At 70.1% G+C, this 24,976-nt stretch carries 24 protein-coding genes; 14 read left to right on the top strand and 10 right to left on the bottom strand.

Annotated elements, in window-relative coordinates:
• The first annotated feature begins 57 nt into the window (after positions 1-57).
• The 4 genes from BLR04_RS29435 to BLR04_RS29420 all read left to right on the top strand — a co-directional run bounded on the left by BLR04_RS29435 (position 58) and on the right by BLR04_RS29420 (position 3,197).
• Positions 58-636 carry a type II secretion system F family protein gene (locus BLR04_RS29435; RefSeq protein WP_245740673.1) on the top strand — a complete coding sequence of 193 codons (579 nt, stop codon included), beginning with the start codon at positions 58-60 and terminating at the stop codon, positions 634-636.
• 923 nt (positions 637-1,559) lie between these two features.
• On the top strand, positions 1,560-1,985 hold the full coding sequence (locus BLR04_RS42625; RefSeq protein ID WP_342672314.1) for a DUF4244 domain-containing protein: 426 nt from the start codon (positions 1,560-1,562) through the stop codon (positions 1,983-1,985).
• 56 nt (positions 1,986-2,041) lie between these two features.
• A complete protein-coding gene (locus BLR04_RS29425) occupies positions 2,042-2,374 on the top strand; it encodes a TadE family type IV pilus minor pilin (RefSeq protein ID WP_245740668.1) in 333 nt (110 codons plus the stop codon).
• A 430-nt stretch (positions 2,375-2,804) separates the two neighbouring features.
• Positions 2,805-3,197, top strand: coding sequence for an Rv3654c family TadE-like protein (locus BLR04_RS29420; protein WP_090771343.1), 393 nt, complete (start codon positions 2,805-2,807; stop codon positions 3,195-3,197).
• Positions 3,198-3,224: 27 nt separating this feature from the next.
• Here the strand turns inward: BLR04_RS29420 and BLR04_RS29415 are convergent, their stop codons facing one another.
• Positions 3,225-5,747 carry a DEAD/DEAH box helicase gene (locus tag BLR04_RS29415; RefSeq protein WP_245740678.1) on the bottom strand — a complete coding sequence of 841 codons (2,523 nt, stop codon included), beginning with the start codon at positions 5,745-5,747 and terminating at the stop codon, positions 3,225-3,227.
• Between the two features lie 409 nt (positions 5,748-6,156).
• Here BLR04_RS29415 and BLR04_RS29410 point away from each other — a divergent pair, with 409 nt between their 5' ends.
• Together BLR04_RS29410 and BLR04_RS29405 are read left to right on the top strand one after the other, a co-directional pair.
• Positions 6,157-6,507: an STAS domain-containing protein gene (locus tag BLR04_RS29410; protein ID WP_043629845.1), complete on the top strand. Its 351-nt coding sequence runs from the start codon at positions 6,157-6,159 to the stop codon at positions 6,505-6,507.
• A 1-nt stretch (position 6,508) separates the two neighbouring features.
• A complete protein-coding gene (locus tag BLR04_RS29405) occupies positions 6,509-6,928 on the top strand; it encodes an ATP-binding protein (RefSeq protein WP_090771341.1) in 420 nt (139 codons plus the stop codon).
• A gap of 239 nt (positions 6,929-7,167) precedes the next feature.
• Here BLR04_RS29405 and BLR04_RS29400 read toward each other — a convergent pair whose 3' ends face one another.
• Positions 7,168-7,413 (bottom strand): hypothetical protein, encoded by a 246-nt coding sequence (locus BLR04_RS29400; RefSeq protein ID WP_090771339.1) that lies wholly within the window; start codon positions 7,411-7,413, stop codon positions 7,168-7,170.
• Positions 7,414-9,308: 1,895 nt separating this feature from the next.
• On the opposite strand from BLR04_RS29400, the gene BLR04_RS29390 reads away from it, so the two are divergent.
• Positions 9,309-11,624: a sodium-translocating pyrophosphatase gene (locus tag BLR04_RS29390; RefSeq protein ID WP_090771335.1), complete on the top strand. Its 2,316-nt coding sequence runs from the start codon at positions 9,309-9,311 to the stop codon at positions 11,622-11,624.
• A gap of 338 nt (positions 11,625-11,962) precedes the next feature.
• Entirely contained in the window at positions 11,963-12,430 is a 468-nt protein-coding gene (locus tag BLR04_RS29385) for a SixA phosphatase family protein (RefSeq protein WP_245740666.1), read from the top strand.
• Between the two features lie 19 nt (positions 12,431-12,449).
• Here the strand turns inward: BLR04_RS29385 and serB are convergent, their stop codons facing one another.
• The 3 genes from serB to BLR04_RS29370 form a co-directional block, all read right to left on the bottom strand.
• Positions 12,450-13,661, bottom strand: coding sequence for a phosphoserine phosphatase SerB (gene serB / locus BLR04_RS29380; RefSeq protein ID WP_090771333.1), 1,212 nt, complete (start codon positions 13,659-13,661; stop codon positions 12,450-12,452).
• Between the two features lie 136 nt (positions 13,662-13,797).
• Positions 13,798-14,808 carry an S-adenosylmethionine:tRNA ribosyltransferase-isomerase gene (locus tag BLR04_RS29375; RefSeq protein WP_090771331.1) on the bottom strand — a complete coding sequence of 337 codons (1,011 nt, stop codon included), beginning with the start codon at positions 14,806-14,808 and terminating at the stop codon, positions 13,798-13,800.
• On the bottom strand, positions 14,805-15,461 hold the full coding sequence (locus BLR04_RS29370; RefSeq protein ID WP_090771329.1) for an SDR family oxidoreductase: 657 nt from the start codon (positions 15,459-15,461) through the stop codon (positions 14,805-14,807). Before BLR04_RS29370 ends, BLR04_RS29375 begins: the two co-directional genes overlap by 4 nt.
• Before the next feature lie 102 nt (positions 15,462-15,563).
• Here BLR04_RS29370 and BLR04_RS29365 point away from each other — a divergent pair, with 102 nt between their 5' ends.
• Entirely contained in the window at positions 15,564-16,679 is a 1,116-nt protein-coding gene (locus BLR04_RS29365; protein ID WP_176903343.1) for a GAF domain-containing sensor histidine kinase, read from the top strand.
• A complete protein-coding gene (locus BLR04_RS29360; protein ID WP_090771327.1) occupies positions 16,676-17,296 on the top strand; it encodes a response regulator in 621 nt (206 codons plus the stop codon). The genes BLR04_RS29365 and BLR04_RS29360 overlap by 4 nt, the downstream gene beginning before the upstream one ends.
• A gap of 3 nt (positions 17,297-17,299) precedes the next feature.
• Here the strand turns inward: BLR04_RS29360 and BLR04_RS29355 are convergent, their stop codons facing one another.
• Positions 17,300-18,016, bottom strand: coding sequence for a hypothetical protein (locus BLR04_RS29355; protein WP_176903342.1), 717 nt, complete (start codon positions 18,014-18,016; stop codon positions 17,300-17,302).
• A 68-nt stretch (positions 18,017-18,084) separates the two neighbouring features.
• Between BLR04_RS29355 and BLR04_RS29350 the strand changes: the two genes are divergently transcribed.
• The 4 genes from BLR04_RS29350 to BLR04_RS29335 all read left to right on the top strand — a co-directional run bounded on the left by BLR04_RS29350 (position 18,085) and on the right by BLR04_RS29335 (position 21,011).
• Complete coding sequence (locus tag BLR04_RS29350; protein ID WP_090771323.1) at positions 18,085-18,873, top strand: ABC transporter ATP-binding protein; 789 nt, start codon at positions 18,085-18,087, stop codon at positions 18,871-18,873.
• Positions 18,874-18,979: 106 nt separating this feature from the next.
• Entirely contained in the window at positions 18,980-19,897 is a 918-nt protein-coding gene (locus BLR04_RS29345; protein ID WP_218129224.1) for an SPFH domain-containing protein, read from the top strand.
• A gap of 11 nt (positions 19,898-19,908) precedes the next feature.
• Positions 19,909-20,664, top strand: coding sequence for a sulfite exporter TauE/SafE family protein (locus BLR04_RS29340; RefSeq protein ID WP_090771321.1), 756 nt, complete (start codon positions 19,909-19,911; stop codon positions 20,662-20,664).
• 137 nt (positions 20,665-20,801) lie between these two features.
• Complete coding sequence (locus BLR04_RS29335) at positions 20,802-21,011, top strand: hypothetical protein (RefSeq protein ID WP_245740656.1); 210 nt, start codon at positions 20,802-20,804, stop codon at positions 21,009-21,011.
• A gap of 9 nt (positions 21,012-21,020) precedes the next feature.
• Here the strand turns inward: BLR04_RS29335 and BLR04_RS29330 are convergent, their stop codons facing one another.
• From BLR04_RS29330 to BLR04_RS29315, 4 genes are all read right to left on the bottom strand, one after another.
• Complete coding sequence (locus BLR04_RS29330) at positions 21,021-21,932, bottom strand: Rieske (2Fe-2S) protein (protein WP_245740654.1); 912 nt, start codon at positions 21,930-21,932, stop codon at positions 21,021-21,023.
• Positions 21,933-21,962: 30 nt separating this feature from the next.
• On the bottom strand, positions 21,963-22,574 hold the full coding sequence (locus BLR04_RS29325) for an HD domain-containing protein (RefSeq protein WP_090771315.1): 612 nt from the start codon (positions 22,572-22,574) through the stop codon (positions 21,963-21,965).
• 81 nt (positions 22,575-22,655) lie between these two features.
• The gene (locus BLR04_RS29320; protein ID WP_090771313.1) at positions 22,656-23,483 is read right to left on the bottom strand and encodes a phosphotransferase family protein; all 828 of its coding nucleotides are present in this window, start codon (positions 23,481-23,483) and stop codon (positions 22,656-22,658) included.
• A gap of 100 nt (positions 23,484-23,583) precedes the next feature.
• Positions 23,584-24,234, bottom strand: a complete 651-nt coding sequence (locus tag BLR04_RS29315) for a hypothetical protein (protein WP_090771311.1) — start codon at positions 24,232-24,234, stop codon at positions 23,584-23,586.
• Between the last annotated feature and the right edge of the window lie 742 nt (positions 24,235-24,976).

Below are 24,976 nucleotides of genomic sequence, written 5' to 3'. Positions count from 1 at the left end.
GCGTGGCTGCACGCGGCCGACCCTCGTTCCCGCGCCCTCACTCGCAGGACGGTGACCATGGCTGCCGTCAGCGGACTCTTGTCGGGATTCCTGACCGGAGGCTATGCGGGAACCGTGGTCGGCCTCCTCGTCACCCTGGCGGCCGGCTGGTTCCTCCACAGACGAGAGCCCGACCAAGTTCGGGATGAGCGGCAGCGCATCGTCGCGGACCTCCCGTTCGCCGCCGACCTGGTGACGGCTTGCCTGCTGGCCGGCCGGCCGGTGGGCGCTGCCACCGAGATCGCCGCGCATGCGGTCGGCGGCCCGCTCGGCCACCGACTGTCCTGGGTGAGCACCCAGCTCCGCCTGGGCGCCGACCCGGAGCCCACTTGGGCAGTGCTCGCCGAAGACCCGTCCACGGGCCAACTCGCCCAAGCGATGAGCCGCGCCGCCCAAAGCGGCGCTCCTGTGGCGGACGTCCTCACCCGGGTCGCGGACGACGCCCGCGAGGCGTCCAGGGCCGCAGCCGTGGCCTCGGCGCGCAGCGTCGGCGTGAAGGCCGTCGCCCCCTTGGGATTGTGCTTCTTGCCGGCGTTCGTCCTGCTCGGGATCATCCCTGTCATAGCCGGCCTGGCCTCCACCATCGTCCTTCCTTAGGAGCACCCCACCGGCAGGCTGAAGGCGGCGGGGCGTTCGATGCAGGCCCCGATGGCAGCGGGTGACAGCACGCGAACGTGCTCTCACGTGGTCACGAGCTCCGAACGGGTGTGCTGAACCTGGGTGCCGAACGAGCGTGTAGGCATCCGACGCCCGCCGCCATCGTCCCCCGGGCCGGGTCCAACCGCTCGCGAATGGCAGGCCCCCTGAGCTGCGTGGGAAGGCCAGAGGGGGTGAGGCGCCATGGTCCCGCTCGGCGAGGAGAACGATTCTCGGCCCCTGGCGATCACCTCGACGCAGGCGTGGCGTCCGTGACTGGAGAGCGACCTTTGACATCCTCCCCGCCTGGAGGAGGGTTTCCGATTCCTCCTCCGCCTGAAGGCGGGTTTCCTCGGAGGCATCTGATGAGCCCCACCGAGCCTCGGCCGCGTCCAACCCCATGCCCCGGCCATGCGGAACTCGTTTCGCCCCACGAGCCCCGCGGCTTACTGGGTTCGTTCGGTGTCGTGACCCTGTCGGTCTTGCCGCGTGCTCGTACGACTCTGCGATGCCGTCAGCCTTGTCGGGCTGGTTTTCCGCGACCCCAATGGCTGTGCCGGGCATGTCGGGTGCGGCGATGCTGTCGGCCACTGGGCGCGTTCGATGCTGCGCCTGCGGCCGATGCTGCGTCCCGGTCCGCCAGCGTGCCGGATCCACCACCTGCCTGCCATGCCCAGCGCAGCTGTTATCCACAGGTCAAGGCGTCACTAGTGGCGATGCGGTCGGAGATGCACCGGGACGATCCCAAGCTTCATCCACAGCCTGCAACGCCTCCGCTCCGGTTATCCACAGAACGCCGTTTGGCTCCTCGCACACCATCCCGCCTGGGCGACCCTGGACTCCCGCCGGGCAAGACCCCGGCTCCGACCGCACCTGGAGGCACGATGCACAGTCCCGCCACGACGCCTGACGCCATCCGAGCCGCCTCGAACGGCGACGTTCACACCCCCATGCCGTACGACGCGACCGCGTCCTCGCATGCGCCCACGACCGGCGAGAGCGCCATGGTCGAGCAGCCGCAACGCGGTTCCGCCGGCCCGGACGACCGATCAGGAGACAGCGGCCGAAACCGGCGCGCCAACACCACGCAGTCGTGCTCCGACATCAAGACGGCCAAGCCAAGCCTCAGCGCGTGGCGCCACTACGCCACCGTCAACCGCGAACGCGGCATGTCCACAGCCGAGTACGCCGTGGGCACCATCGCGGCCTGTGCCTTCGCCGCGCTCCTGTTCAAGGTCGTGAGCAGCACAGAAGTCCAGGAGATGCTGACGTCCCTCATCGACCGCGCGCTCAACACCGCCAAGAAATGACCGCCCGCGCTGAGCGCCCTCGCCGGTACGGCAGGCGGTTGGGGCAGCGGGGTTCGGTGACGGCCGAGACCGCTGCGATGCTGCCTGCGCTCATGGTCGTCCTCGCAGCGGCCCTGTGGGCGATCCAGGCGGTCGGCGCGCAACTCGAATGCGTGGACGCTGCCCGCGCCGCAGTCAGAGCGGCGGCCAGAGGGGAGCCGCTCGACCAGGTCCGCGATCTCGTTCGGACCGCCACCCGCCCGGACGCCGATGTCGCCGTTTCTCGCGAGTCAGAACTGACGAAAGTGCACGTCACCGTAGAAGTACGACCCAGCTGGGGGCTTTCCCTGCCACCCGTACGCGTATCCGCCACCGCCACCGCCGACACCGAACCCGACCTTCCCGAGTAAGCAAGCCGTCACGCCGACCGGCACCTGGACGACCGCCCCTCCGGCGCACAGCCGCCTCACAACATCAGCGCTCCAGCCCCGCCGCAGTCCCGCGCGGCTGCCACACAAGATCATCAGCCAACACGACCTACACCACCGACACCCCGATCCTCGAAATTCATGCTTTCCGGTGAGCAGTCGAGCTGCCGTAGCACGACGTCCCAAGCGCGCTCGTCCCCGACGACGCCGACATGTCAGCCAATCAGTCGATCCGCGATGAATCCGGGCCCGCCATGAACCCCGGGCGTGCGATGAACACCGGGCCTGCGGTGAACACCGGGCCTGCGGTGAACCCCGCGCCCGTCACGGAAGCCCGGCCTGCCGAGCGGCCCACTGCTCCGCGGGCCGGGCGGCCTCCCAGTTAGCCAGCCGTCTATCCACAGGAGAGGTGATGATCGACCGCAGGGAACGCGACCGAGCCGGCGAGCGGGGCTCGGCCACGCTCTGGGGTGTGGCCCTCATGGGCCTGCTCATGGCGATCGCCATGGCGTTCGCCACGGTGGGTTCCGTACGTGTGGCCCGTCATCGTGTCGCGGGAGCTGCCGACCTCAGCGCCCTGGCCGCGGCCCGGGTGGCGATGGTCGACCCGGACGGCGCCTGCGACAGAGCGTCGGCCCTCGCTGAGCAGAATGGCGTCAAACTCATCCATTGCACGCTTACCGGCGATGTCGTCGATGTCTGGACCTCGTTGCCCGTCGTGGTCCCGCTGGTAGGCCCGCGCACCCTGACGGGCAGAGCGCGCGCCGGCCCGGCGGTGCCGATTCCCCTCACGGAAGTCCGGTGATGCCCCAGCAGGCGTGCACCCAGGGGGCTACGTCAGCGCGAGAAGGATGTCGAGGAGCTGGATGGCGCCTCGCTTGTCCAGCGGTTCGTTGCCGTTGCCGCACTTCGGCGACTGGATGCAGGAGGGGCAGCCACGTTCGCACTCGCAGGACGAGATCGCCTCACGGGTGGCCGTCAACCAGTCGGCCGCGCGGGCGTAGCCACGTTCGGCGAAGCCGGCGCCGCCCTCGTGGCCGTCGTACACGAACACCGTGAGCAAGCCCGTGTCGGCGTGCAGTTCGGTGGAGACGCCGCCGATGTCCCAGCGGTCGCAGGTGGCGAAGAGGGGGAGCAGGCCGATGGAGGCGTGTTCGGCGGCGTGGGCGGCACCCCCGAGGTCGATGCCCGCCTCCGCCAGAGGTGCCACGGCCGAGGCCGGCAGCGTCCACCAGACCGCTCGGGTGCGGAGGGTGCGGGGCGGCAGCTCCAGGGGTTCGTCGCCGAGCATCTCGCCTGATTGGAGGCGCCTCTTGAGGTACGAGACGACTTGCCGGGTCACCTCCACCTCGCCGAAGTTCAAAGTGCCGGGACCAAGAGCGTGAGAGCGCAGAGTCGAAAGGATGGAGATGTCAGTGATGTCGCGGGCGAACGTCGTGTAGTCCGGGTTGCCGCTGGACACCAGTGCCACACCGGCCTCCAGGTCGAGCAGTTCCACCAGGAACGTCTCGCCCTGGTGGAGATAGACCGCGCCTGTGTGGACCGTGCTGTGGGAAGAGGGCTCGTCCACGCTGCCCAGCAGCCGTCCGGTGGACGACTCCACGACCTGGATCGGAGCGCCTCCGCCGCCGCGAATGTCGGCTAGGTCGGTGGCACGCTCGCGGCGGGTCCAGAACCACCCCGCATGGCGCTTCCGCAGCAGGTTCTGGTTGACGAGGTCCTCCAGCACGTCGACCGTGGTGGCGCCGAAGATGGGCAGCTCTTCCTCGGTCAGCGGGATCTCGGCCGCGGCGGCGCAGAGGTGAGGTCCGAGTACGTACGGATTGTCAGGGTCGAGGACGATCGCCTCGACGGGCTGCCCGAAAAGGGCTTGGGGGTGGTGGACGAGGTAGGTGTCCAGCGGGTCGTCACGGGCGATCAGCACGGCCAGCGCGTCGCGACCGTCGCGGCCCGCTCGGCCTGCCTGCTGCCAGAACGAAGCCCGGGTGCCGGGCCAGCCTGTGATCAGCACGGCGTCCAGGCCGGAGACGTCCACGCCGAGTTCGAGGGCGTTCGTGGTGGCCAGGCCCATGATCGTGCCGGCGCGGAGGGCCTTCTCCAGCAGTCTGCGGTCCTCGGCGAGGTAACCGGCTCGATAGGCGGCGATCCGGTTGGGCAGTTCGGCGAGCTCCGCTGGGTCGGCGTCCGGAATCGTCCAGGCGTCTTGCTCAGGGGTCGCGACCGTGTCCCCGGCCGTCAGGGGCGCGCCCTCCCGGCGAGAGTGCACAGGGAGGTCGGGCGCGGTCGGCGGAAGGGAGGCGGCGTCGTGCGGTGCCCGGCCTTCGCTGGAGGGGACGCCGTCCGGTGCCGGGCCGGCTGTGGTCTCCCGGTCGGCCGCGGTCTCCGGTCTGGTCGCGCCCGCTACGGCGGACGTGAACGGGACGGAGGAGGTTGCGCCCGATGCCGGAGTTGCGCAGGTTGTGCCCACGACGGAGGTTGCGCCCGATGCGGGGGTTGCGCATGTTGTGCCCGCGACGGACGTTGCGCCCGGGGCCGCGGTCGTGCCGGGGATGGTGGATGTGTCCGGGACGGCGGACGTGGTTGGGAGGGTTGGCGTAGTCACGTACGGGTTGGTGAGGGAGAAGGCGACGTCTGACAGTTTGGCGCGGGCGGACAGGGCGACCGTCTCCGCGCCGCGGCGCGAGCGGACGAACGCGAGCGTGCGTACGTCGGCCAGCACGAGATCCGCCAGCAGGTCGGCCGCCTCGGCCGTCGCCGTACGGCGTACCGGTGCGCCCCGCTCGCCCCGGAGCTCCGTCAGGGGCGGCTCCCACAGCGCGATGGTCGTCGAACCCCTGGGCGAGGCGTCCTCGGTCACCTCGGCCATCTCGAGCCCCGTCAGCCTTTTTGCGAACGTCCCGGGCTCGCTGGCTGTCGCCGAGGCGAGCAGGAAGGTGGGCTCGGAGCCGTACTTGGCGCAGACGCGGCGCAGGCGGCGCAGGATCTGGGCGACGTGCGAGCCGAAGACGCCGCGGTAGCCGTGGCACTCGTCCACGACGATCAGGCGTAGGCGGCGGAAGAAGGACGACCACTGGGCGTGACGAGGGAGGATGCCGCGGTGCAGCATGTCCGGGTTCGTGAGGACGTAGTTGGCGTGCTGGCGGATCCACGTGCGTTCCTCGAACGGCGTGTCTCCGTCGAAGCAGGCTGCGCGCACCTGGGTGATGCGCAGCTCACGCAGGGCGCGGAGCTGGTCGGCGGCCAGGGCCTTGGTCGGCGTCAGATAAAGAACCGTTCCGCGGTCGAGGCAGCCGGCGATCGCGGGGGTCAGGTACGCGAGCGACTTGCCGGACGCCGTACCAGTGGAAATGATCACGTTTCGGCCACGGAACGCCAGGTCGGCGGCCTCGTACTGGTGGGCCCAGAGTCCGGTGATCCCGTGGTTCGCCAAGCGCGTAACCAGCGCCTCCGGCGCCCACTCGGGCCAGCGCGTCTCGCCCGCCCTGCGTGCCGAAACCTGCTCCACGTGCGTTACGTGCTTGTGACGTGCGGGAACACCAAGCAGGTGGTGGAGGAGTGGACCTGCTCGTTCTGGGGAGGATGCGGAGGAAGTCACTGTTTCCAGTCTTGCATCGATGGGCAAAGTCGCCGGGAATCGTGATTTCGTATAGACACAAGCCAGGCGCGTGGTTGAATGCCGCGCGTCAGGGTCGGACAGTTTGGAGCCACGTTCCAGACTGCCAGGCCCAAAAGGGTAGTTTCGCAGGCGAGGCGCTGGAGGATCTGTGGATCTGAAGTTGGATCACCGCACCGAGGACCGACTCACCATCGTGGAGGTCGAGGGTGAGATCGATGTCTACACGGCGCCGAGATTGCGTGAGCTTCTGATCGACCTTGTCAACAAGGGCAACTTCCACCTCCTCGTCAACATGGAGAAGGTGGACTTCCTCGACTCCACGGGCCTCGGTGTCCTGGTCGGGGGGCTCAAGCGGGTGCGTGCCCACGACGGTTCGCTCGAGCTGGTCTGCACGCAGGAGCGGATTCTCAAGATCTTCCGGATCACCGGTCTGACGAAGGTCTTCGGTATCTACGCTTCGGTCGACGAGGCCAAGGAAGCTCACGGCAAAGACAAGTAGCATGGCTACCGTCGAGCTGACGTTCAGCGCCCTCCCCGCGCATGTGCGCACCGCCCGGTTGGTGGCGACGGCGATTGCTCGCCGCACGGGAGTGGAGGAGTCCCTGCTGGACGAGGTCAGGCTCGCCGTAGGTGAAGCCTGCTCCAGGGCAGTCGAGGCGCATCGGGTTCACTGTCCGGGCGAGCCCATCCGCATCGAGCTGCGTGACGACTCCGGGCGTTTCCAGGTCACGGTCAGTGACCTGGCCCCCAGCGAGGAAATCAAGCAGGAGCAGCCACTCGACCTCGGCATGCTGTCCGACTCCTTCATGTCGAGCTTCGGCATCGCGGTCATCGAAGGACTGGCCGACGACGTCGAGGTCTTCCCGAGCCCCAAGGGGACGAACATCCGCATGAGCTGGCCCGCAGCCGTGTCGGTGTAGAACCACGTGCAGACGCACCGGCACGCGCCGCCGGTGCCTCCGCATGCCCTCGCGGGTGACCTTGTTGTCCGTACCGAGATCGCTGAGTGGTCCGCGCCGGCCGACGGTGCATCCCGCAGGCCGAGGCAAGCTCTTGATCGTCCCCGTCCTGTACGCGTTCGCGCTTGATGGACGGCCATCGATATGTCGCTGGGCAGGCACGTGCCCGTGACCGGTGCTCTCGCGATCGAGAGGCGTAGCTACAGGCTGTCAGGGAGTTGGGCCGGGCATTTGTCCGCCTGTGCCGCGATGCCCACCCGTTCGAGCAACTCCATCGCCCGTTCGTCGGCCGCCGCCTTCGGGGCCTGCTGACGGCTTCGGGTGGCGGGTGCGGGTCGGAAGCGCACTGGGATCGTGTCTTCGACCTGTGCAGGGAAAGCTTGCTTGTCCAGCAGGGACGGGACGGGCTGGCTGCGGATCGCCGGCCGCCTGTCCGGCTTGATCATTTGCACCTGTCATGCGGTGCCTTTCGATTCGATCGTTGCCGCGCTCACCATGGCGTTGCAACGCGACCGGGGCTGGAGTTCCGCCATGATCCGAGCGCTGCGGTGCCCGCCTGACGGGTGGTGCCATCCCGGCCACCAGGCGAACCGGCGGCCGGCGCGAGTCGAACTGGAGTGTCCTCCAGCCGAGCTCCTCCAGGAGGATCGTGGCTTGGCGCATTCGTCGGCAACGAACTGCCTGCGCGCGCCCCCACCATCGGCCGGGAATGGCTCCGGGGCCCGCTGAGCGCAGGAGCTTGAGCAGCAGCCCGCCGCACCACCATCTCGGGGCGCAGGCCAAGACAGCCGCCGAGCCCCGCCACGGGCGAAGCCGAATCCTTCGACACCCCAATGCCGGCCCGCTGTCGCCTCCCGGCTGGTGAAAGCCACTGACCGGCTCATCAAGGCCGCTGATCGGAAAGCTGTTCGGCAGGATGGGCGCGTGCATTGGCGCCGTGCCGCCGACCGGCGTTGCTGAAAACCTGCCTGACCTGGTGCCCATCCCAGTTGGCGGCCTTGACAGCGCGTGCCGCGATTGGCGTTCGGTAGAGAGGGCCTGGACGGCTACCGTCACGCTGCAGGTATGACGCTGCCGTGCTGAGGGGCGGGCGTGACGCCGTCCTGGCGCGGTGGTGAAGGCTCCGGGGCGGCGATCGCCCGTTACGTGGTGGCAGGTGGCCGCCGGTGGCTGGCGGGCTGTTGCTCGGTGCCGCTCCACAGCGGAGGCGCGACGGCCGCCGCCGTGACCATGGCGGCGCCGCTCGGCCCGAGAAGTACGGCTGCTGGACGGGTGGAACCCGGCTGTGCCGAGATGGGCGTTCGGGTGGGGGCTCTGTCCGGAGGGCTGTCGCGGTGCGCGGGATGGGTGGAGTGCGGTCGTGCTGTCACGCGGGCGGGGCGCGGTTGTGCGGCGGTGAGGACGGGGGGTGTGGTCGTGCTGTGGGCGTGGGTGGGCGCGGTCGTGTGGCGGGGCGGGTGGAGCGCGGCTGTGTCGAGATGGGTGTGCGGGCGGGCGGCTGTCGCTGTGCGTGGGATGGGTCGAGTGCGGTCGTGCTGTCATGCGGGCGGGGCGCGGTTGTGCGGCGGTGAGGACGGGTGGGGTGCGGTTGTGCTGTCACGCGGGCGGGCCGCGGTCGTGCGGTGGGGAGGACGGGCGGAGTGCCGCACGGTGGAGTGCGGTTGTGTTGCCACTACGGCGGGAGGCAATTGTCCTGGTGAGTTCAGGTGGTGGATGGTCAAGGGGGTGAGTATCTCGCTGGGTGGGGTTCGGGGCCTGGCGATATGACTGGCTTGTTCGCGTATCTGCCGCCAAGTGTTGGTGCTCCAGCTTGGGGGATTGTTGGTGAATGCTTGAATTTAGGGTCCTGTTCCTTGGAGGTTGATTTGGTGGTGGCTTGGGTTCTTTGGCAGGCTGCTGTCTGGATCGGGTTCGTAGGGGTGGTCCTCCTTGCTCCGCATCGCCTTTGAGCTGCTGTAGGCCGGGTGCAACGTAGGGGCGGAATGGGGTGCCGGTCGGCCTCTCGGGTGAGGTGACAGGTTTCACTGGCGTCCATGTGGTTCGTATTTCGGTCCGGCCGATTTGGACGCTTGCTGTGACCTCAAACCAACGGAAATATCGCTTGTCAGACCCCAAACCCGGGCACAAGCAGGGGATTACTCAACACTCGCGTAATTACCGGCCCTCAGAGCCTTCATATCCGTTGTGTGCGTGCGTAGACTCCCGGCACCGGCCAAGGTGATCCGGCGGAACGCGGATTCAACCGGAAGCGGCACCCACAACCCGGATGGTGCCGCACCACCCGCCGAGGTAGCCGGGAGGCACCGCCCGGGCAGGACGACCGGTCTTGCCGAGGAGAACGATGAGCAGGCACATGCTGGCGGCTGAGCCAGCGTCCAATCTGGCCCTGAGCGGAAACAATCTCACCATCGTGATCGTGGTCGCCGCGGTCGCACTGATCGCGCTAGCCGTAGCCGGCGGACTGGTGCGGGAGGTGCTGTCCGCCGGCCAGGGCACCGAACGCATGCAGAACATCGCGCGTGCCGTACAAGAAGGCGCCGGAGCCTATCTCACGCGCCAGTTCCGCACGTTGGCGATCTTCGTCGTTGTCATTCCCTTCCTTCTGCTCCTGCTGCCAGGAGAAACCGACGTACGCATCGGACGTTCCATCTTCTTCGTGGTCGGAGCGGTGTTCTCCGCGCTGACCGGGTTCATGGGCATGTGGCTGGCCGTGCGCGGCAACGTGCGCGTGGCCGCCGCGGCCAAGGAGTCGGGCGAGAAGCGCGCCATGCGCATCGCGTTCCGCACCGGCGGTGTGGCGGGCATGTTCACCGTCGGCCTCGGACTGCTGGGCGCGGCCGTCGTGGTGTTCATGTACCAGGGTGACGCGCCGCACGTGCTCGAAGGGTTCGGGTTCGGGGCGGCGCTGCTCGCGATGTTCATGCGTGTCGGCGGCGGCATCTTCACCAAGGCGGCCGACGTCGGCGCCGACCTGGTCGGCAAGGTCGAGCAGGGCATCCCCGAGGACGACCCGCGCAACCCGGCCACCATCGCCGACAACGTCGGCGACAACGTCGGCGACTGCGCCGGCATGGCGGCCGACCTGTTCGAGTCGTACGCGGTCATGCTGGTCGCGAGCCTCATCCTGGGACGGGCGGCGTTCGGCGAGGAGGGGTTGATCTTCCCCCTCATCGTCCCGATGATCGGTGTCATCACCGCGATCATCGGCATCTTCGTCACCGGGATGCGCGACCGCGACCGCAGCGGCATGGCGGCGATCAACCGCAGCTTCTTCATCTCCGCCGCGATCTCGGCGGTCCTGGTGACGGCGGCCGCGTTCTGGTACCTGCCCGACACCTTCGCCGGCCTGACGAACGCCGCCGTGCAGTCCGACGCCGACCCGCGGTTCATCGCCATCGTCGCGGTGCTCATCGGGCTCGTGCTCGCCAGCGCCATCCAGCTGCTCACCGGCTACTTCACGGAGACGACCCGGCGTCCGGTACGCGAGATCGGCGAGAGCTCCGCCACCGGCCCCGCCACCGTCATCCTGGCGGGCATCAGCGTCGGCCTTGAGTCGGCCGTCTACTCGGCGCTCATCATCGGCGGCGCGGTCTACGGGGCGTTCCTGCTCGGCTTCGGCAACGTCACCATCGCCCTGTTCGCGGTCGCGCTGGCCGGAACCGGTCTGCTGACCACGGTCGGCGTCATCGTCTCCATGGACACCTTCGGCCCCGTCTCCGACAACGCCCAGGGCATCGCCGAGATGTCCGGCGACGTCGACGGCGAAGGCGCCCGCGTGCTGACCAGCCTCGACGCCGTCGGCAACACCACCAAGGCCATCACGAAGGGCATCGCCATCGCGACCGCCGTGCTGGCCGCGACGGCGTTGTTCGGGGCGTTCCGCACGTCGGTCGAGACGCAGCTGGCGGCGGCGACCACGTCCATCAAGGAAGCGCTCGGCTCGTTCTCCACCTTCAGCGTCGGCATCGACCAGCCGAACGTCCTGGTCGGCCTGATCATCGGCGCCGCGGTCGTGTTCCTGTTCTCCGGGCTCGCGATCATGGCGGTGGGCCGGGCCGCGATGCGGGTGGTCTTCGAGGTACGCGACCAGTTCCGCAGCAGGCCCGGCATCATGAACGGCACCGAGAAGCCCGAGTACGGCCGGGTCGTCGACATCTGCACCCGTGACTCGCTGCGGGAGCTTGCGACGCCGGGTCTGCTGGCCGTCATGACGCCGATCGCCGTCGGTTTCGCGCTGGGGTACGCGCCGCTCGGCGCCTTCCTCGCGGGCGCCATCGCCTGCGGCACGCTCATGGCGGTCTTCCTCGCCAACTCCGGCGGCGCCTGGGACAACGCCAAGAAGCTCGTCGAGGACGGTCACCATGGCGGGAAGGGCTCCGAGGCCCACGCGGCCACCGTCATCGGCGACACGGTCGGCGACCCGTTCAAGGACACCGCGGGCCCGGCCATCAACCCGCTCATCAAGGTGATGAACCTGGTGGCGCTGCTGGTCGCGCCGGCGGTCGTCCTGTATGCGGACAACCCGACGCTGCGCATCGGCATCACCGTGTTCGCGGTGGCCGTGGTGGTCATCGCCATCGTGGTGTCCAAGCGCCGTTCGGTGACCACGTCACCGTCCAACAACAACGACCGAGAGCACCAGCCCGTCGCGTCGTGAGAACCCGTTTCGAACGCCCGCCTTCCCGCTCCGGGAGGGCGGGCGTTCCGCGTCCAGGGGCCGGCGCAGCGGGAACGCCCGCTCTCCCGTCCAGGGAGGGCGGGTGTGTCGCGTCCGGGAGTGGGGGCGGGGGGTGATGGGTGGGCCTGTTTTCTGGCCTTGGGGGTCTGGGAGGACCCGTGGAGGAGGGGGTGGGGGTGGGTGGGAAACTGGGCGGGTGGACGACGACAAGAAGCCCAACGGGGGCAAGGCCCTGGGCTTGATCCTGCTGGCGATGATCGCCATCCTGGCCGTGATCGTGGGCCTGTCCGTGTTGGCCACCAGGACGGGATGATCTCTTGCGGACACTGATCGTGCTGCGTCATGCCAAGGCCGCCCACGTCGCCGGGCTGGCCGACAGGGAGCGGCCGCTGACCCACCGGGGTGAACGTGACGCCCAGCAGGTCGGCCAGGAGCTCAGAGCGGCCGGTCTCGACCCCGACGTGGTGCTCTGCTCACCCGCGGTCAGGACCCGGCGTACGGCCCAGCTCGCCTTCCCCGGCAAGGACATCAGCTACGAGCGTGACATCTACGAGGCGTACGCGGACGAACTGCTGGAGATCGTACGGCGGTGCGACCCGGACGCGCGGACGGTCGTGCTGTGCGGGCACAACCCCGGCGTGCAAGAGCTGGCCGTGGGGCTGGCGGGTGGCGACTACGCGTTCCACCCGGGGGCGTTCGCGGTGATCGAGGTGAACACCCCGTGGGAGGAGCTCACCCCCGGCGAGGGCCGCCTGACCGCCCACTGGGACCCCAAAGAACACTGACCCCGGGGAACGCTGATGTTCAGTGGGTGGCGTCTTCGGCGTCTGCGGCTTCGACCTCGTCGCGGGAGATGCCGAGCAGGTAGAGGATCGAGTCGAGGTACGGCGTGTTGACGGCCGTGTCGGCCGCCTGGCGGACCACAGGCTTGGCGTTGAACGCGATACCCAGCCCGGCCGCGGCGATCATGTCGAGGTCGTTGGCCCCGTCGCCGATGGCGACGGTCTGCGAGATCGGCAGCCCGGCCTCGTGGGCGAACCTCTCCAGCGCCCGCGCCTTCCCCGGCCGGTCGACGATCTCGCCCACCACGCGTCCGGTGAGCCGGCCGTCGGCCACCTCCAGGACGTTCGCGGCCGAGTAATCGATGCCGAGCTCTTCGACCAGCGAGTCGGTGATCTGCGTGAACCCGCCGCTGACGATGGCGAAGCGGTAGTCGAGCCGCTTGAGCGTGCGCACCAGCGTACGGGCGCCTGGGGTGAGCACCACTTCCTTGCGCACGCGGTCGAAGACCTCGGCGGGCAGCCCCTCCAGGAGGGCGACGCGGCGCTTGAGCGACTCGGCGAAGTCGAGCTCGCCGCGCATGGCCTCCTCGGTGACGCGGGCGACCTCGTCGAGGCAGCCCGCGTGCGCGGCCAGCAGTTCGATGACCTCGCCCTGGATGAGGGTGGAGTCGACGTCCATGACGATGAGGCGCTTGGCCCGCCGGGACAGCCCGGTGCGCTGGACGGCGACGTCGACCTCCTGCGCGGCAGCCTCGGCGGCGAGTTCCACGCGCAGGGCGACCGGGTCGGCGCCGGACACCGACAGCTCGATGCAGGTGACGGGCCACTGGGCGAGGCGTTCGATGCGGTCGATGTTGGCGCCGGCGGCGGAGATGCGGCCGGCGATGCCCGCGATGGCGGCCGGCTGCAGGGTGGCGCCGAGGACGCTGACCGACAGGCGGCCGCGGCGGCGGTGCTCCCGGGTCTGGGAGCCGGTGGAGAGCTCGACCTCCATGCCGAGGTCTTCGGCGACCTGCTCGACGGCGGTCCACATGGCGCCGAGGGTGGAGCCGGTGCCGGTGGGGGCACCGCCCGCGTACGCGACGAGGACGCCCAGCGTGAGCCGGCCTCGGATGACGACCTGCTCGATGTCCGCGACGGTCACCGGGAACTTCGACAGCACCGAGAACAGCCGCGAGGTGACGCCCGGACGGTCGGGGCCGGTCAGTGTGATCAGGAGGGTGCGCTGGTCCACATTCAGCCACGGTACTGCTCCGGGCATCGTGCCCGTGAAGCTGGTCACCTGTTGAGACACGGGTGCCGGTGCGACGAGGGGGCCGCGTCCCCGAAGCCGGCGAGGAGTCAACCGTCCGGCAAAGTTTCAGTAAAGCCTACTTTTTCAGGATCAGGTGGGTGTCGCCGAACTCGTGCCACAGGTATTCCGCGCCGAGCGCCGCGTCGTACGCCCGGGCCAGGGCGGGCGCCCCGGCGATCGCCGTGAGCATGAGCAGGTGGCTGGAGCGCGGCTCGTGGAGTCCGGTGATCAGGCCGGTGACGGCCCGCACGCCGGTCTCCGGGGTGACGACGTGCCTGGTCCAGCCGGAGGAGGCCGTGACGTGCCCGGGCGCGTCCGCGGCGGTCTCCAGGGCCCGTACGACGGTCGTGCCCGCCGCCACCACCCGGTTGCCGTTCGCCAGGGCCAGGCCGACCAGGCGTGCCGTCGCGGCCGGCACCTCGTACCGCTCGGCGTAGGGAGGCTCGTCCTTCTCGGGTGAGGCCACTCCCGTGTGCAGGGTGATCGGCGCGATGCCGATCCCGTGCGCCACCAGCGCCGTCACCAGCTCGGCGCTGAACGGCCGGGCCGCGCTCGGCATCTCGGCGCTGCCGGGCACGGTCGCGAACACCGTCTGGTACGCCTCGATCGGCCAGTCACGGTCGACGTACGAGTAGCGGATCGGCACGCCGTGCGCCCGGAGGTACGGCTCCACGTCCCGGTCCAGGGTGGCCCGCCACAGCCGCGGGGTCTCGCGGGCGATCAGCCGCAGCGTGGCCCGCCCCGGCATGGGCAGCCACTCGCCGGGCTCGCCCCCTGCGTACGGTTCGGTGGCCGTCCCGCTGCGCTGGCGCAGCTCGACCAGCCACGTGCCGTCCGGCGCGGCGGTGGAGAAGTGCACGGCGAGCCGGTCGAGCCGGACAGCCGCGGGCAGCGTCGCCGAGTTGTTCACCACGACGAGGTCGCCCGGGTCGAGCAGGTCAGGCAGGTCGCCGAAGCGGTGGTGGGACGGCTCCAGCTCGCCGCGCGAGACGAGCATCCGTACGGCGTCCCTGGCCAGGCCGCGGGCCTCGGCAGGTTCGCGGGCCGACAGGCCGGGCGGCAGCGTGAAGTCCAGCGTGGCGGTCACTGCAGGCTCACCCTGCCGCTGGCCGGACGCGAGCCGACCAGGTCGTGCAGCGCGGCGGCGACCTTGGCCGGGTCGGCGGCCGAGGCGGCCTCCTCCGAGCCCAGCGCGTCGGCGAGCATCCGGGTGTTCATCTCGCCCGGATCGACCCACCAGACGCGTACGCCGCGCTCCTCGGTGGCCAGCACGTTGGACAGCTGCTCCAGCGCGGCCTTGGTCGCGCCGTAGCCGCCCCAGCCCTCGTACGCGCCGGTGGCGGCGTCGGAGGTGACGTTGACGATCGCTCCGCCGGACGCGCGCAGCGCGGGCAGCGTGGCCTGGACGAGGGCGAGCGGCGCGGTGACGTTCGTCTCCAGCAGCGTCTTGAACGCCCCCAGCGGGTGGTCGGCGAGCGGCGGGAGCGGCGTGGGGCCGAGGTCGCTCGCGTTGTTGACGAGCAGGTCCAGCGCGGGCACGGCGGCGGCCAGCCGGGCGACGTGCGCCGGGTCGGTCACGTCGCCCGGGATCGCGGTGGCGCCCAGCTCGGCGGCGGCCCGTTCCAGGTCGCGGGCCCCGCGCGCGGTGAGGACGAGGTTCCAGCCGGCGCCCGCCAGCGACCTCGCGAGGGCGAGGCCGAGGCCGCGGGACGCGCCGGTGATCAGTGCGGTTTTCGTCATGGACCAGACGCTAGGCACGCGGCGCCCGGCGGACATCGGGCCGCGGACCGGGCCCGTACTCGGTCCATCGTCCTAGGACCTGCCGCCCCTAGAGTTGGTGGCGTGGCGGCCGACCGAGACGAGATCCTGCACGCGGTGAGTTCGGCCGTGCTCGCGGTCACCCGCCATCTGTCCGTCCGCGAGGTGCTGCAGGTCATCGTGCGCTCGGCGCAGCAGCTGCTGGACGCCCGCCACGCCGCTCTCGGGGTGCCCGACGACGACGGGTCGTTCGCCGAGTTCGTCGCCGAGGGCCTCACCGCCAGGCAGTGGGCCGCGATCGGCCCGCTGCCCCGCCAGCACGGCATGCTCGGCGCGATGCTGCGCGAGGGCAGCCCGGTCAGGCTGGCCGACCTGCGGGAAGACCCCCGGTTCGAGTGGTGGCCGAAAGCCCATCCGGTGATGAAGGACTTCCTCGGCGTCCCGATCCGCGACGGCGACCGGGTGCTCGGCATCATCTTCCTGGCCAACAAGCGCACGCCCGGCGGGTTCACCGCCGACGACCAGGACCTGCTGACGCTCTTCGCCACGCACGCCGCGATCGCGCTGACCAACGCGCGGCTCTACGAACGCGGACGCGAGCTCGCCATGCTGGAGGAGCGCAACCGGATGGCGCGTGAGCTGCACGACGCGGTCACGCAGAAACTGTTCTCGCTGCGGCTGAGCGCCCAGGCCGCCGCGACGCTGCTCGACAGATCCCCCGACAAGGCGGCCGAGGAGCTCGACCGGGTCCAGCGGCTGGCCGGGGAGGCGCTGTCGGAGCTGCGGGCGGTCATCGTCGAGTTGCGTCCCGCCGAGCTCGACCGGCACGGCCTGACCGAGACGCTGCGCAAGCACGTACGCATGCTCGATCGCCTCCATCCGTCGCTGGTCACGTTCGAGTACGGCGAGCTGCCGCCGCTCGACCCGGCGGTGGAGGTGGAGCTGCTGCGGGTGGTGCAGGAGGCGCTGCACAACGCGCTGCGGCACTCCGCGGCGACGTCCGTGACGGTGCGGATCGCGTACGAGGGCGGCAGGGCGGTCCTGGAGGTGCGCGACGACGGGCGCGGCTTCGAGCAGGCCGATTCGCGTGGCCTCGGCCTCGCGTCGATGCGTGACCGGGCCGAGTCGGTGGGCGGTGTCCTGACGGTCGAGTCGGTCCCGGGCCAGGGGACGACCGTGCGCGTGGAGGTGAGCGGGTGATCCGGGTGCTGATCGCCGACGACCATCCGGTGGTGCGGCAGGGGTTGCGGACGTTCCTCGACCTGCAGGACGACATCACGGTGGTCGGGGAGGCGGCCGACGGCGAACAGGCCGTGGCGCTGGTCGCCGAGCTCGGCCCCGACGTGCTGCTGCTCGACCTGAAGATGCCCGTGCTCGACGGGCTCGGGGCGCTGCGGCGGCTGTCCGGGTCGGCGACCAGGGCGATCGTGCTGACCTCGGTGAGCGACCGGTCCGACGTGGGCCCGGCGCTGCGGGCGGGAGCAGCCGGGTTCCTCTACAAGGACGTCGCCCCGGGCGCGCTCGTCCAGGCCGTACGGACCGTCCACGGCGGGCAGGTGCTGCTCGCCCCGGAGGCGGCGGAGGCGATGCTGACCCCCTCAGCGGGGCCCGCCGCGACGGGGCCGGCGCCGCTGACCGAGCGCGAACGCGAGGTGCTCACGCTCATCGCGGCAGGCCGGTCGAACAGGGAGATCGCGCGCAGCCTCGCCGTCGCCGAGAAGACGGTCAAGACGCATGTCTCCAACGTGCTCATGAAACTGGGCGTCCAGGACCGCACGCAGGCCGCCCTCTACGCCGTACGGCACGGGCTGGCCTGAGCGTCAGGCGTTCCTGACGGGCTCGAAGATGGCGTGATGGGCCGCCACGAGCGCACGGCGTACGGCGTGGTCGAGCTCACGCAGGGCGGCGCCGCGTACGGTGACCTGGCCCGAGGTGAGGCCGCGCTCGTCGGCGAGCCGCAGCACGGCGGCGAGGCGGGTGGCGAGGGTGGAGACGCGGTGGGCGCGGGCGGGGTAGCCGGGCGCGAGCTCCCCACCACGGGCGAGCCGCTCGGGACGGCCGGGCATGGGCCCGTCGACCCCGGCCAGGGCCTCGGTGGCGGCGCGCATCACGTCGGACAGCTCCCGCTCGGCCTCGGCCAGCGACGGCAGGTCATGGCGTACGGGCCCGGATTCGTACACCTCCAGGCGCACGCCGACGTAGGACGAGCCGCGCAGGTCGGGGTTGGGCACGAGCCCGAGGTTGCGGTCGTCGAGCACCGCGATCACGGCCTGTCCGGCGTCGACGGCGGCCGCGTTGAACGGCGCGGGGCCAGACAGGCCGAGGGGATCGCCCGGCGCGGGCAGGGCGAGCCGGAGCTCCCGCAGCCCGCCCACGCGCAGGTTTGCCAGATATTTACGCAAGGGGACGTCGCCCGCGACCACAGGGCCGCCGGCGGTTTCCACATGGTCGGCCGCCTCGTCGAGGCCCACGTGACCGGCGAGCCACGCGTTCCCCCACGCGACGAGGGACGGGCAGACAGTCGTTTCAGGAGGCACCGGTCCACGATAAGCGCTCGCCCTGCAATAGGTTTGTCCCCAGGGTGACTCCTAGGGAGGGATCGGGGATGGGTGGTCAGGTGCTGCGGCTCCAGGACGTTGCCGTCAGGCGCGACGGAGCGGCCCTGCTGCGCGGCATCGACTGGACGGTCAACGAGGACGAGCGTTGGGTCGTCATCGGCGCCAACGGCGCGGGCAAGACCACGTTGCTGCAGGTCGCGGGCACGCTGCTGTATCCGAGCGAGGGCGTCGTCGAGGTGCTCGGCGAACGGCTGGGCCAGGCCGACGTGTTCGACCTGCGGCCGCGCATCGGGCTGGCGAGCGCCGCGCTGGCCGAGCGCATCCCGCCGGAGGAGAAGGTCATCGACCTCGTGCTGACGGCGTCGTACGGCATCATGGGCCGCTGGACGGAGGAGTACGACTCCAACGACGTGACCAGGGCCGTCGAGCTGATCGACATGATGGGCGCGGCCCACCTCATCAGGCGGCAATTCGGCACGCTGTCGGAGGGCGAGCGCAAGCGGGTGCAGATCGCCCGCGCTCTCATGCCCGACCCCGAGATCCTCCTGCTCGACGAGCCGGCGGCCGGGCTGGACCTGGGCGGCAGGGAAGACCTGGTGCGCCGCCTGGCGCTGCTGGCCGGCGACTTCAGGTCGCCGACGCTGGTGCTGGTCACGCACCACGTGGAGGAGGTGCCGAGCGGGTTCACCCACGGGCTGCTGCTGCGGCACGGATCGGTGGTGGCGCAGGGTCCGCTCGACCACGTGATGACGGCCGACAACCTGTCGCAGACGTTCGGCGTGCCGCTGACCCTGGACCGCAGCGCGGAGGGTCGTTGGTACGCGCGAGCGCTGTAAAACCCGATATATGCGGATAAAGGTCACTCACGCTGAACCGCCCGCCGGTCAACGGGACACCAACTAGGATCTACGGAGTCGGGTCCTTCGGTTTCGGAGCGTGACCATGTCCGTGGAGCAGCTCATCGTCGCCCTCGTCCTGGTCGCGGCGGCGGGCTTCGGCGTGGTCCGCACCATCCGCATCATCCCGCAGGCCACGGCCGCCGTCATCGAACGGCTGGGCCGCTACCACCGCACGCTGGCGCCCGGCCTCAACCTGGTGGTGCCGTTCGTCGACCGCATCAAGGAGCTCATCGACCTGCGCGAGCAGGTGGTGTCCTTCCCACCGCAGCCGGTGATCACCTCCGACAACCTCGTGGTGTCCATCGACACGGTCGTCTACTTCCAGGTCACCAACCCCAAGGCGGCCACGTACGAGATCGCCAACTACCTCGTCGGCGTCGAGCAGCTGACGGTCACGACGCTGCGCAACGTGGTCGGCGGCATGGACCTCGAACGCACGCTGACCTCGCGCGAGGACATCAACACGGCGCTGCGCGGCGTGCTCGACGAGGCGACCGGCAAGTGGGGCATCCGGGTCAACCGGGTCGAGCTCAAGGCGATCGACCCACCCGCCTCCATCCAGGACTCGATGGAGAAGCAGATGCGCGCCGACCGCGACAAGCGGGCCGCCGTGCTCGCCGCGGAGGGGCAGCGGCAGGCGGCGATCCTCACGGCCGAGGGCGAGAAGCAGGCGGCGGTGCTGCGGGCGCGCGGCGAGGCGGAGGCGGCGGTGCTGCGCGCGCAGGCCGACGCCGAGGCCCAGGCGATGCGCGCCAAGGGTCAGGCCGACGCCATCCACATGGTCTTCAAGGCCATCCACGAGGGCAAACCCGACCAGCAACTGCTCGCCTACCAGTACCTCCAGACCCTCCCCGAGATAGCCAAGGGCGATGCCAATAAGATCTGGATCGTCCCATCAGAGATGGGCAAGGTCCTGGAAAGTCTTGGAGGCCTGTTCACGCCCCCCAAGGACGACACCTAGGGAGAGCGTTCTTGACGGGGTGGGAACTCGCCGCGATCTGCGCAGCAGGCATGGTGGCGGGCGCCATCAACGCGGTGGTCGGGTCGGGCTCGCTGATCACGTTTCCCACCTTGCTGGCGCTCGGTGTCGACCCCGTCACGGCCAACGTCTCGAACACGATCGGCCTCGTCCCGGGCTCCTTCACGGCCGCGTACGGCTACCGCGTCGAGCTCACCGGCCAGCGTGACCGGCTGGTGCGCCTGGGGGCCGCCTCGGCGCTGGGGGCGCTGATCGGCGGCATCCTGCTGCTGTTCCTCGACCCGGACGTCTTCCAGGTCGTGGTCGTGGCCCTGATCGCGGTGGCGTGCGTGCTCGTCATGGTGCAGCCGAGGCTCGGCGCCTGGGTCGCCGCGCGGCGCGACGACCCCCATCCGCAGGGCGGGATGGCGCTCTGGCTCGGGGTGCTGGGCGCGGGCGTCTACGGCGGCTACTTCGGCGCCGCCCAGGGTGTGCTGCTCATCGGGCTGCTCGGCATCTTCCTCGACGACGGGCTGCAGCGGGTGAACGCGGCCAAGAACGTCCTCGCGTTACTCGTCAACGGGGTAGCCGCCGTCCTGTTCGTGCTGGTCGCCGACGTCGACTGGACGGCCGTGGCCGGCGTGGCCCTGGGAGCCGTGGTCGGCGGCTTCTTCGGCGCGCGACTCGGCCGCCGCATCCCGGCCCCGATCCTGCGCGCCGTGATCGTCCTCGTCGGCATCGTCGCGATCATCTCGCTGCTGTACGGCTGAGCGCGCGTCCCGGGTCAGGCCTCGGAGAGCGACTCCCAGCAGTCCACGTACGCCTGAGGTCGCAGCGCTCGCGAAAAATCGTACTGGTGTACGGAAAGCGGGATTTGGGTATTTATCTGGTCATGAAGGGTGACCGGGTGGAAATCGTCATCGATGCGGGCGACGGCACTCCCCGTACCTACGAGATCACGGCCACCCGCGCCGGTCGGCGGGTCGAGGTGGCCACCCGGCGGGGGTTCGTGGAGGTGAGCGAGCTCACCCGGAGCGGCACGGCGGTGCGTACGGCCAGGTTCATGTCCAGCCGCATCCTCGCCCTCGTGGAGCACCCCGCCGACGAGTCCGGCTGAGCCGGACGGTCACGCGAGGCCGGGACGCACCTGGACCGTGCCGTCACGCCGGAGCCGCGTCTCGAACACGGGCGCGGGAGCCGTCGCGGGACCATGCTTGACCGTGCCGTCCGCCAGGCGGAACGTGCTGCCGTGCCACGGGCAGACCACGCACGCCTCGCCCTTCTCCATCACGAGCCGCCCCTGGTGCAGCGGGCCCGCGAGGTGGGGGCAGCGGTCGGCGAGCACCGTCACCTCCTCACCCCGGCGCAGCACGAACAGCTGGAGGTAGCCGAGCCGCCGCGCCACCGGCCGCCCGTCGGGCAGGTCGCGCAGCGGGCAGAGGTCGTGCCAGCCGAGCGGCACCAGGTGGGTGACCTCGGGTGCGTGGTTGGCGCCCGCGGCCTGCCGGAAGGAAAGATGCCCGCCCAGGTACGCGCCCAGCCCGCCCACCATGAGCCCCGCGTACGACAGCGCCCGGCCCGGCCGCTCGTGGCCCCGGATGCGGGCCGCCAACGAGGCGGAGAACAGGCCGAGCGCCGCCAGGTTCGCCATCATGTGGACGAAGCCGACCCGCTGCTGCTCGCGGTGGAGCGAGGACCAGTCGGTCAGCCCGGCCGCCGCCGTCGGCAGGGCGTTGAGCACGCCCGCCGCCAGCAGCAGCCGCGAGGCCCGCGGGTCGGCGCGGGCCAGGTCGAGCAGCGCCGTGGAGAGCCAGCAGCCCAGGCTGACCGTCGCCAGCGGCGGGTGCACCGGCTCGCCCAGGGGAACGCCGTGCAGCATGTCGCGCAGTGGGCTCTGCGGCAGGCGCCGGCGGATGGCCTTGGCCAGGACGCCGACCGGCTTGTCCATGGCCTTCGACTTCTCCAGCCGGTCGGCGAGGGCAACGGGACCGGCGAAACGCCGCAATTGCCAGCGGTTCGCTCGTACTTGCTCTTTCACGACAAGTTCCCTACCCCGGGCCTGCTGGCATCACTCGGCCAGGTGCCCCTTGGCGACCGAGAGCTCGACCAGCTCAAGGGCATAGGCGCCCAGTGAGGGCGAGCCCTCCTGGATGATCCGTACCTTCTCCTTGACCTGGGCAGCCTTCACCTTGAACAGCGGCCAGGTGCCGCCCTCGGTGAGGTGGTTGGCGAGGATGGGGGAGAAGCGGTCGAGCGCCTTGGCGAACTTCGCCTCCGGCGTCCGCATGGCCTCGAACTCGTCCCACAACTCCCGCATCCACGCACTCTGGTCGGCGGGCAGCAGGCCGAAAATGCGGTCGGCGGCGGCCCGCTCGGCCTCGGCCTGTGCGGCCACCTCGACCGGGTCGTAGATGAACGTGTCACCGGCGTCGATCTCCACCAAGTCATGCACGAGCAACATGGCGACCACCCGCTGCAGGTCGGTTCCGGGTGGCGCATGCTCACCGAAGATCATTGCCAGCATGCCCACGTGCCACGAATGCTCCGCGGTGTTCTCTCTCCGGGAGCCGTCGATCAAGTGGTTGCGGCGGATGATCCGCTTCAACTTGTCGATCTCGATGGCAAAGGCGATCTGGGCGTTCAGGCGGTCCTCTTCTGGCGAGATAGTCACGCGCGACACCTTAATGTGCGGTGATCACCCCGGTTGGTGAAATCGTGACCGGAACTCCGGTGAACACTGCGTGACCAGCAAGTACGTCGATCATGGAATCGCCGTTCCGCAGCGGTCGAGCGCGGCGCGGACCAGGTCGAGCCCCTCCGCTCGCCGGCGGTCGCGATCGGGCATCCTGTCGTCCGGACGCCAGCGCCAGGCCGAGAACATCGCCCAGTTCAGCGCGCGGCACCGGAGCACCAGGGCGTGGTCGGCCCCCGCATAGCGCGCGGCCACCTCTTCCGGCGCGTGGGCGAGGTCGAACTCGACCGGCCCGCGGCAGCACGTGGCGAGGTCGACGAACAGCGGCCCCTTCGCGGTGTTCAGGAGGTTGCCCGGATGCGGCTCGCCGTGCAGCAACTGGTCGCGGGCCCTGTCGAAGCTGAGGCCGCCGAGCGTGCCGGTGAGCAGCGCGCGGTCGGCGTCGGACAGCTCGGGGGACCTCTCCACCTCTCGCAGCGCCGCGGCGATCCGGTCGGTGACGTGCGGTGCGTCCAGGTCGATCCGCCGCAGGGCGGCGTGGTGCCGTACGAACGCGTCCGCGTGGTCGGCCGGCGCGATCTCCGACTCCACCGGCTCGTAGTACGTCCAGAGCGAGACGGCGAAGGCGTCCCGTACGTGGACGCGCGGCTCGACCCTGGGGTCGAGCTCGCCCACCGGGGCGCCGACGGCCGCGAGGCGGTGCGCGACCTCCACCTCGAACCGGGACTCGGCCAGTTGCGCCACGAACGCCACCCTGGCCAGGACGTCGCAGGGCAGCAGGCGCAGCGCGACGCGGTCGGAGTCGTGGATGACCACCACCTCGTCGACCCGCAGGCCCAGGTCGGTGGCGGTCGCGCGGCCCGCCTCGATCGCGCGGCGAAGTTCGTCCGGCTTCATGCCGTCCTTTCAGCAGTAGTGGGGAAGCCCCGGAGCCCCCGCGGTCTCCGGGGCTGTCACCCCTGGGAACGGCCCCTGTCCCCAGGTCTCGGCAGGTCGGTCATGCGGCGAGGCGCGGCAGGAGCACGCCGGTACGCAGATCAGGCGGCTCCTCTAGCTCGGAGCGGAGCGCGACCCAGGAGCGGTTGCCGTAGAGGCGCTCCAGGCCGGGGGAGAACGTGCCGGGGACCTCGTCACGCCGCACGATCTCCACGATGAGGAACTGCGCCCGGTCGCGGTGCCGGTAGACATTCGCGGTACGTGCCCAGCAGGCCGCCGCGATCTCTTCCCGGTAGGCCTCGAACTCCTCGGCGGAGATGCCCGCCCGTACCATGATCAAGGCTTTTTCGCCGGTCACCGTCGGCGTGATCCATAACACGAGCGGGATCCGGCCCGCGCGGGTGTGCATCGTGGTCTCCAGGCAGACGCGCTGCAGGCGGTGCCGGGAGACCACGCACCAGAAGTGGGCGACGAGCCAATTGCGTCCGAGCTTGGTCACGGCCGGGGCCGAGACCGCGCTGGACAGCACGACGAAGGGCGTCCAATGGCCGTTGGCGACGGCGCTCAGGAAGGTCAGCGCCAGGACGCCCAGCCCACCGAGCAGCAGCAGCTCACTGCGTGCCCGCCAGAGCCGGACGAGTGCGCCTCCGCCGCGGCCCGGGGGGAGGTCCTCGGTGGCGGGGTAGATCTGGTTGCGTGGATTCCTCGACATGTCAGGACACCTCCTCGATGACCCGGTAGGAGACACGGAGCTGGTCGAAGCGTGGGTCGCGGTAGCGACGGGCACCGAATCCGGTGCGCTTCACGGTCCAGCCCATACGGTGTGCGAATTCGTCCGGTTCCATGCAGATCTCGCGGTCGGTCCACGCCATGAGTTCCCGGATCCGGGACTTGATTCGGCTGAGCCTCTTGGTACCTTGTGAGTACATAGAAGACCCCTTTCGCGGCATTTCAGAGGTGGCTTCTTGGCCCGGCCCGATGGCTGATGGCCGTTTCGCCGCAGGGTGGCAGCCCATATGCGGCGAGTCGGTGATCAGCCTCGGTCCGGCTTTGTTCGTGCTCGATCGAGCAGGCGTGCGCTGATTTCTTCAGGCGACGGTGTAGTCCTTCCGGCAAACGGCCTCCCTGGGGCAGAGCTTCTTTTCCGGGACGGCGTCGTTGCCGGCTGCGCGCCCTTCGGCGGGGCGCTTCATGACTGCGGTAGGGCCCGGTGGGTACGGCCGTGTCGTCATCTCCGGCCTCCTCACCACTCGGGATCCCTCCTGGTTCAGATCGTCTCTCGGTGTAGGCGATGCTGCAATACTTCGAGAAACGGAAGATTTAAATTTCTTCGCTTCTTGCTGTTCTGCTTGCCCTGCAACTTGCACGAGAAGCGCTAGTTGGACGTGGACCCCGGCAAGGCAGGAAAACCTCATCCATGCCCGGCGCCTCCGCCGAAGGTTGTCTTGCTACCA

The organism is Nonomuraea maritima (genome assembly GCF_900100395.1).
GTDB lineage: Bacteria > Actinomycetota > Actinomycetes > Streptosporangiales > Streptosporangiaceae > Nonomuraea > Nonomuraea maritima.
Note: the sequence above shows the minus strand (reverse complement) of the source record. Positions and strands in the feature narration are given on the sequence as shown.

Coding starts and splice junctions, on each gene's coding strand:
- BLR04_RS42625 (WP_342672314.1), top strand. CDS start 1,560: ATGCACAGTCCCGCCACGACGCCTGACGCCATCCGAGCCGCCTCGAAC.
- BLR04_RS29405 (WP_090771341.1), top strand. CDS start 6,509: ATGGCTACCGTCGAGCTGACGTTCAGCGCCCTCCCCGCGCATGTGCGC.
- BLR04_RS29320 (WP_090771313.1), bottom strand. CDS start 23,483: ATGAAGCCGGACGAACTTCGCCGCGCGATCGAGGCGGGCCGCGCGACC.
- BLR04_RS29420 (WP_090771343.1), top strand. CDS start 2,805: ATGATCGACCGCAGGGAACGCGACCGAGCCGGCGAGCGGGGCTCGGCC.
- BLR04_RS29315 (WP_090771311.1), bottom strand. CDS start 24,234: ATGTCGAGGAATCCACGCAACCAGATCTACCCCGCCACCGAGGACCTC.
- BLR04_RS29400 (WP_090771339.1), bottom strand. CDS start 7,413: ATGATCAAGCCGGACAGGCGGCCGGCGATCCGCAGCCAGCCCGTCCCG.
- BLR04_RS29350 (WP_090771323.1), top strand. CDS start 18,085: ATGGGTGGTCAGGTGCTGCGGCTCCAGGACGTTGCCGTCAGGCGCGAC.
- BLR04_RS29435 (WP_245740673.1), top strand. CDS start 58: ATGGCTGCCGTCAGCGGACTCTTGTCGGGATTCCTGACCGGAGGCTAT.
- BLR04_RS29345 (WP_218129224.1), top strand. CDS start 18,980: ATGTCCGTGGAGCAGCTCATCGTCGCCCTCGTCCTGGTCGCGGCGGCG.
- BLR04_RS29370 (WP_090771329.1), bottom strand. CDS start 15,461: ATGACGAAAACCGCACTGATCACCGGCGCGTCCCGCGGCCTCGGCCTC.
- BLR04_RS29390 (WP_090771335.1), top strand. CDS start 9,309: ATGAGCAGGCACATGCTGGCGGCTGAGCCAGCGTCCAATCTGGCCCTG.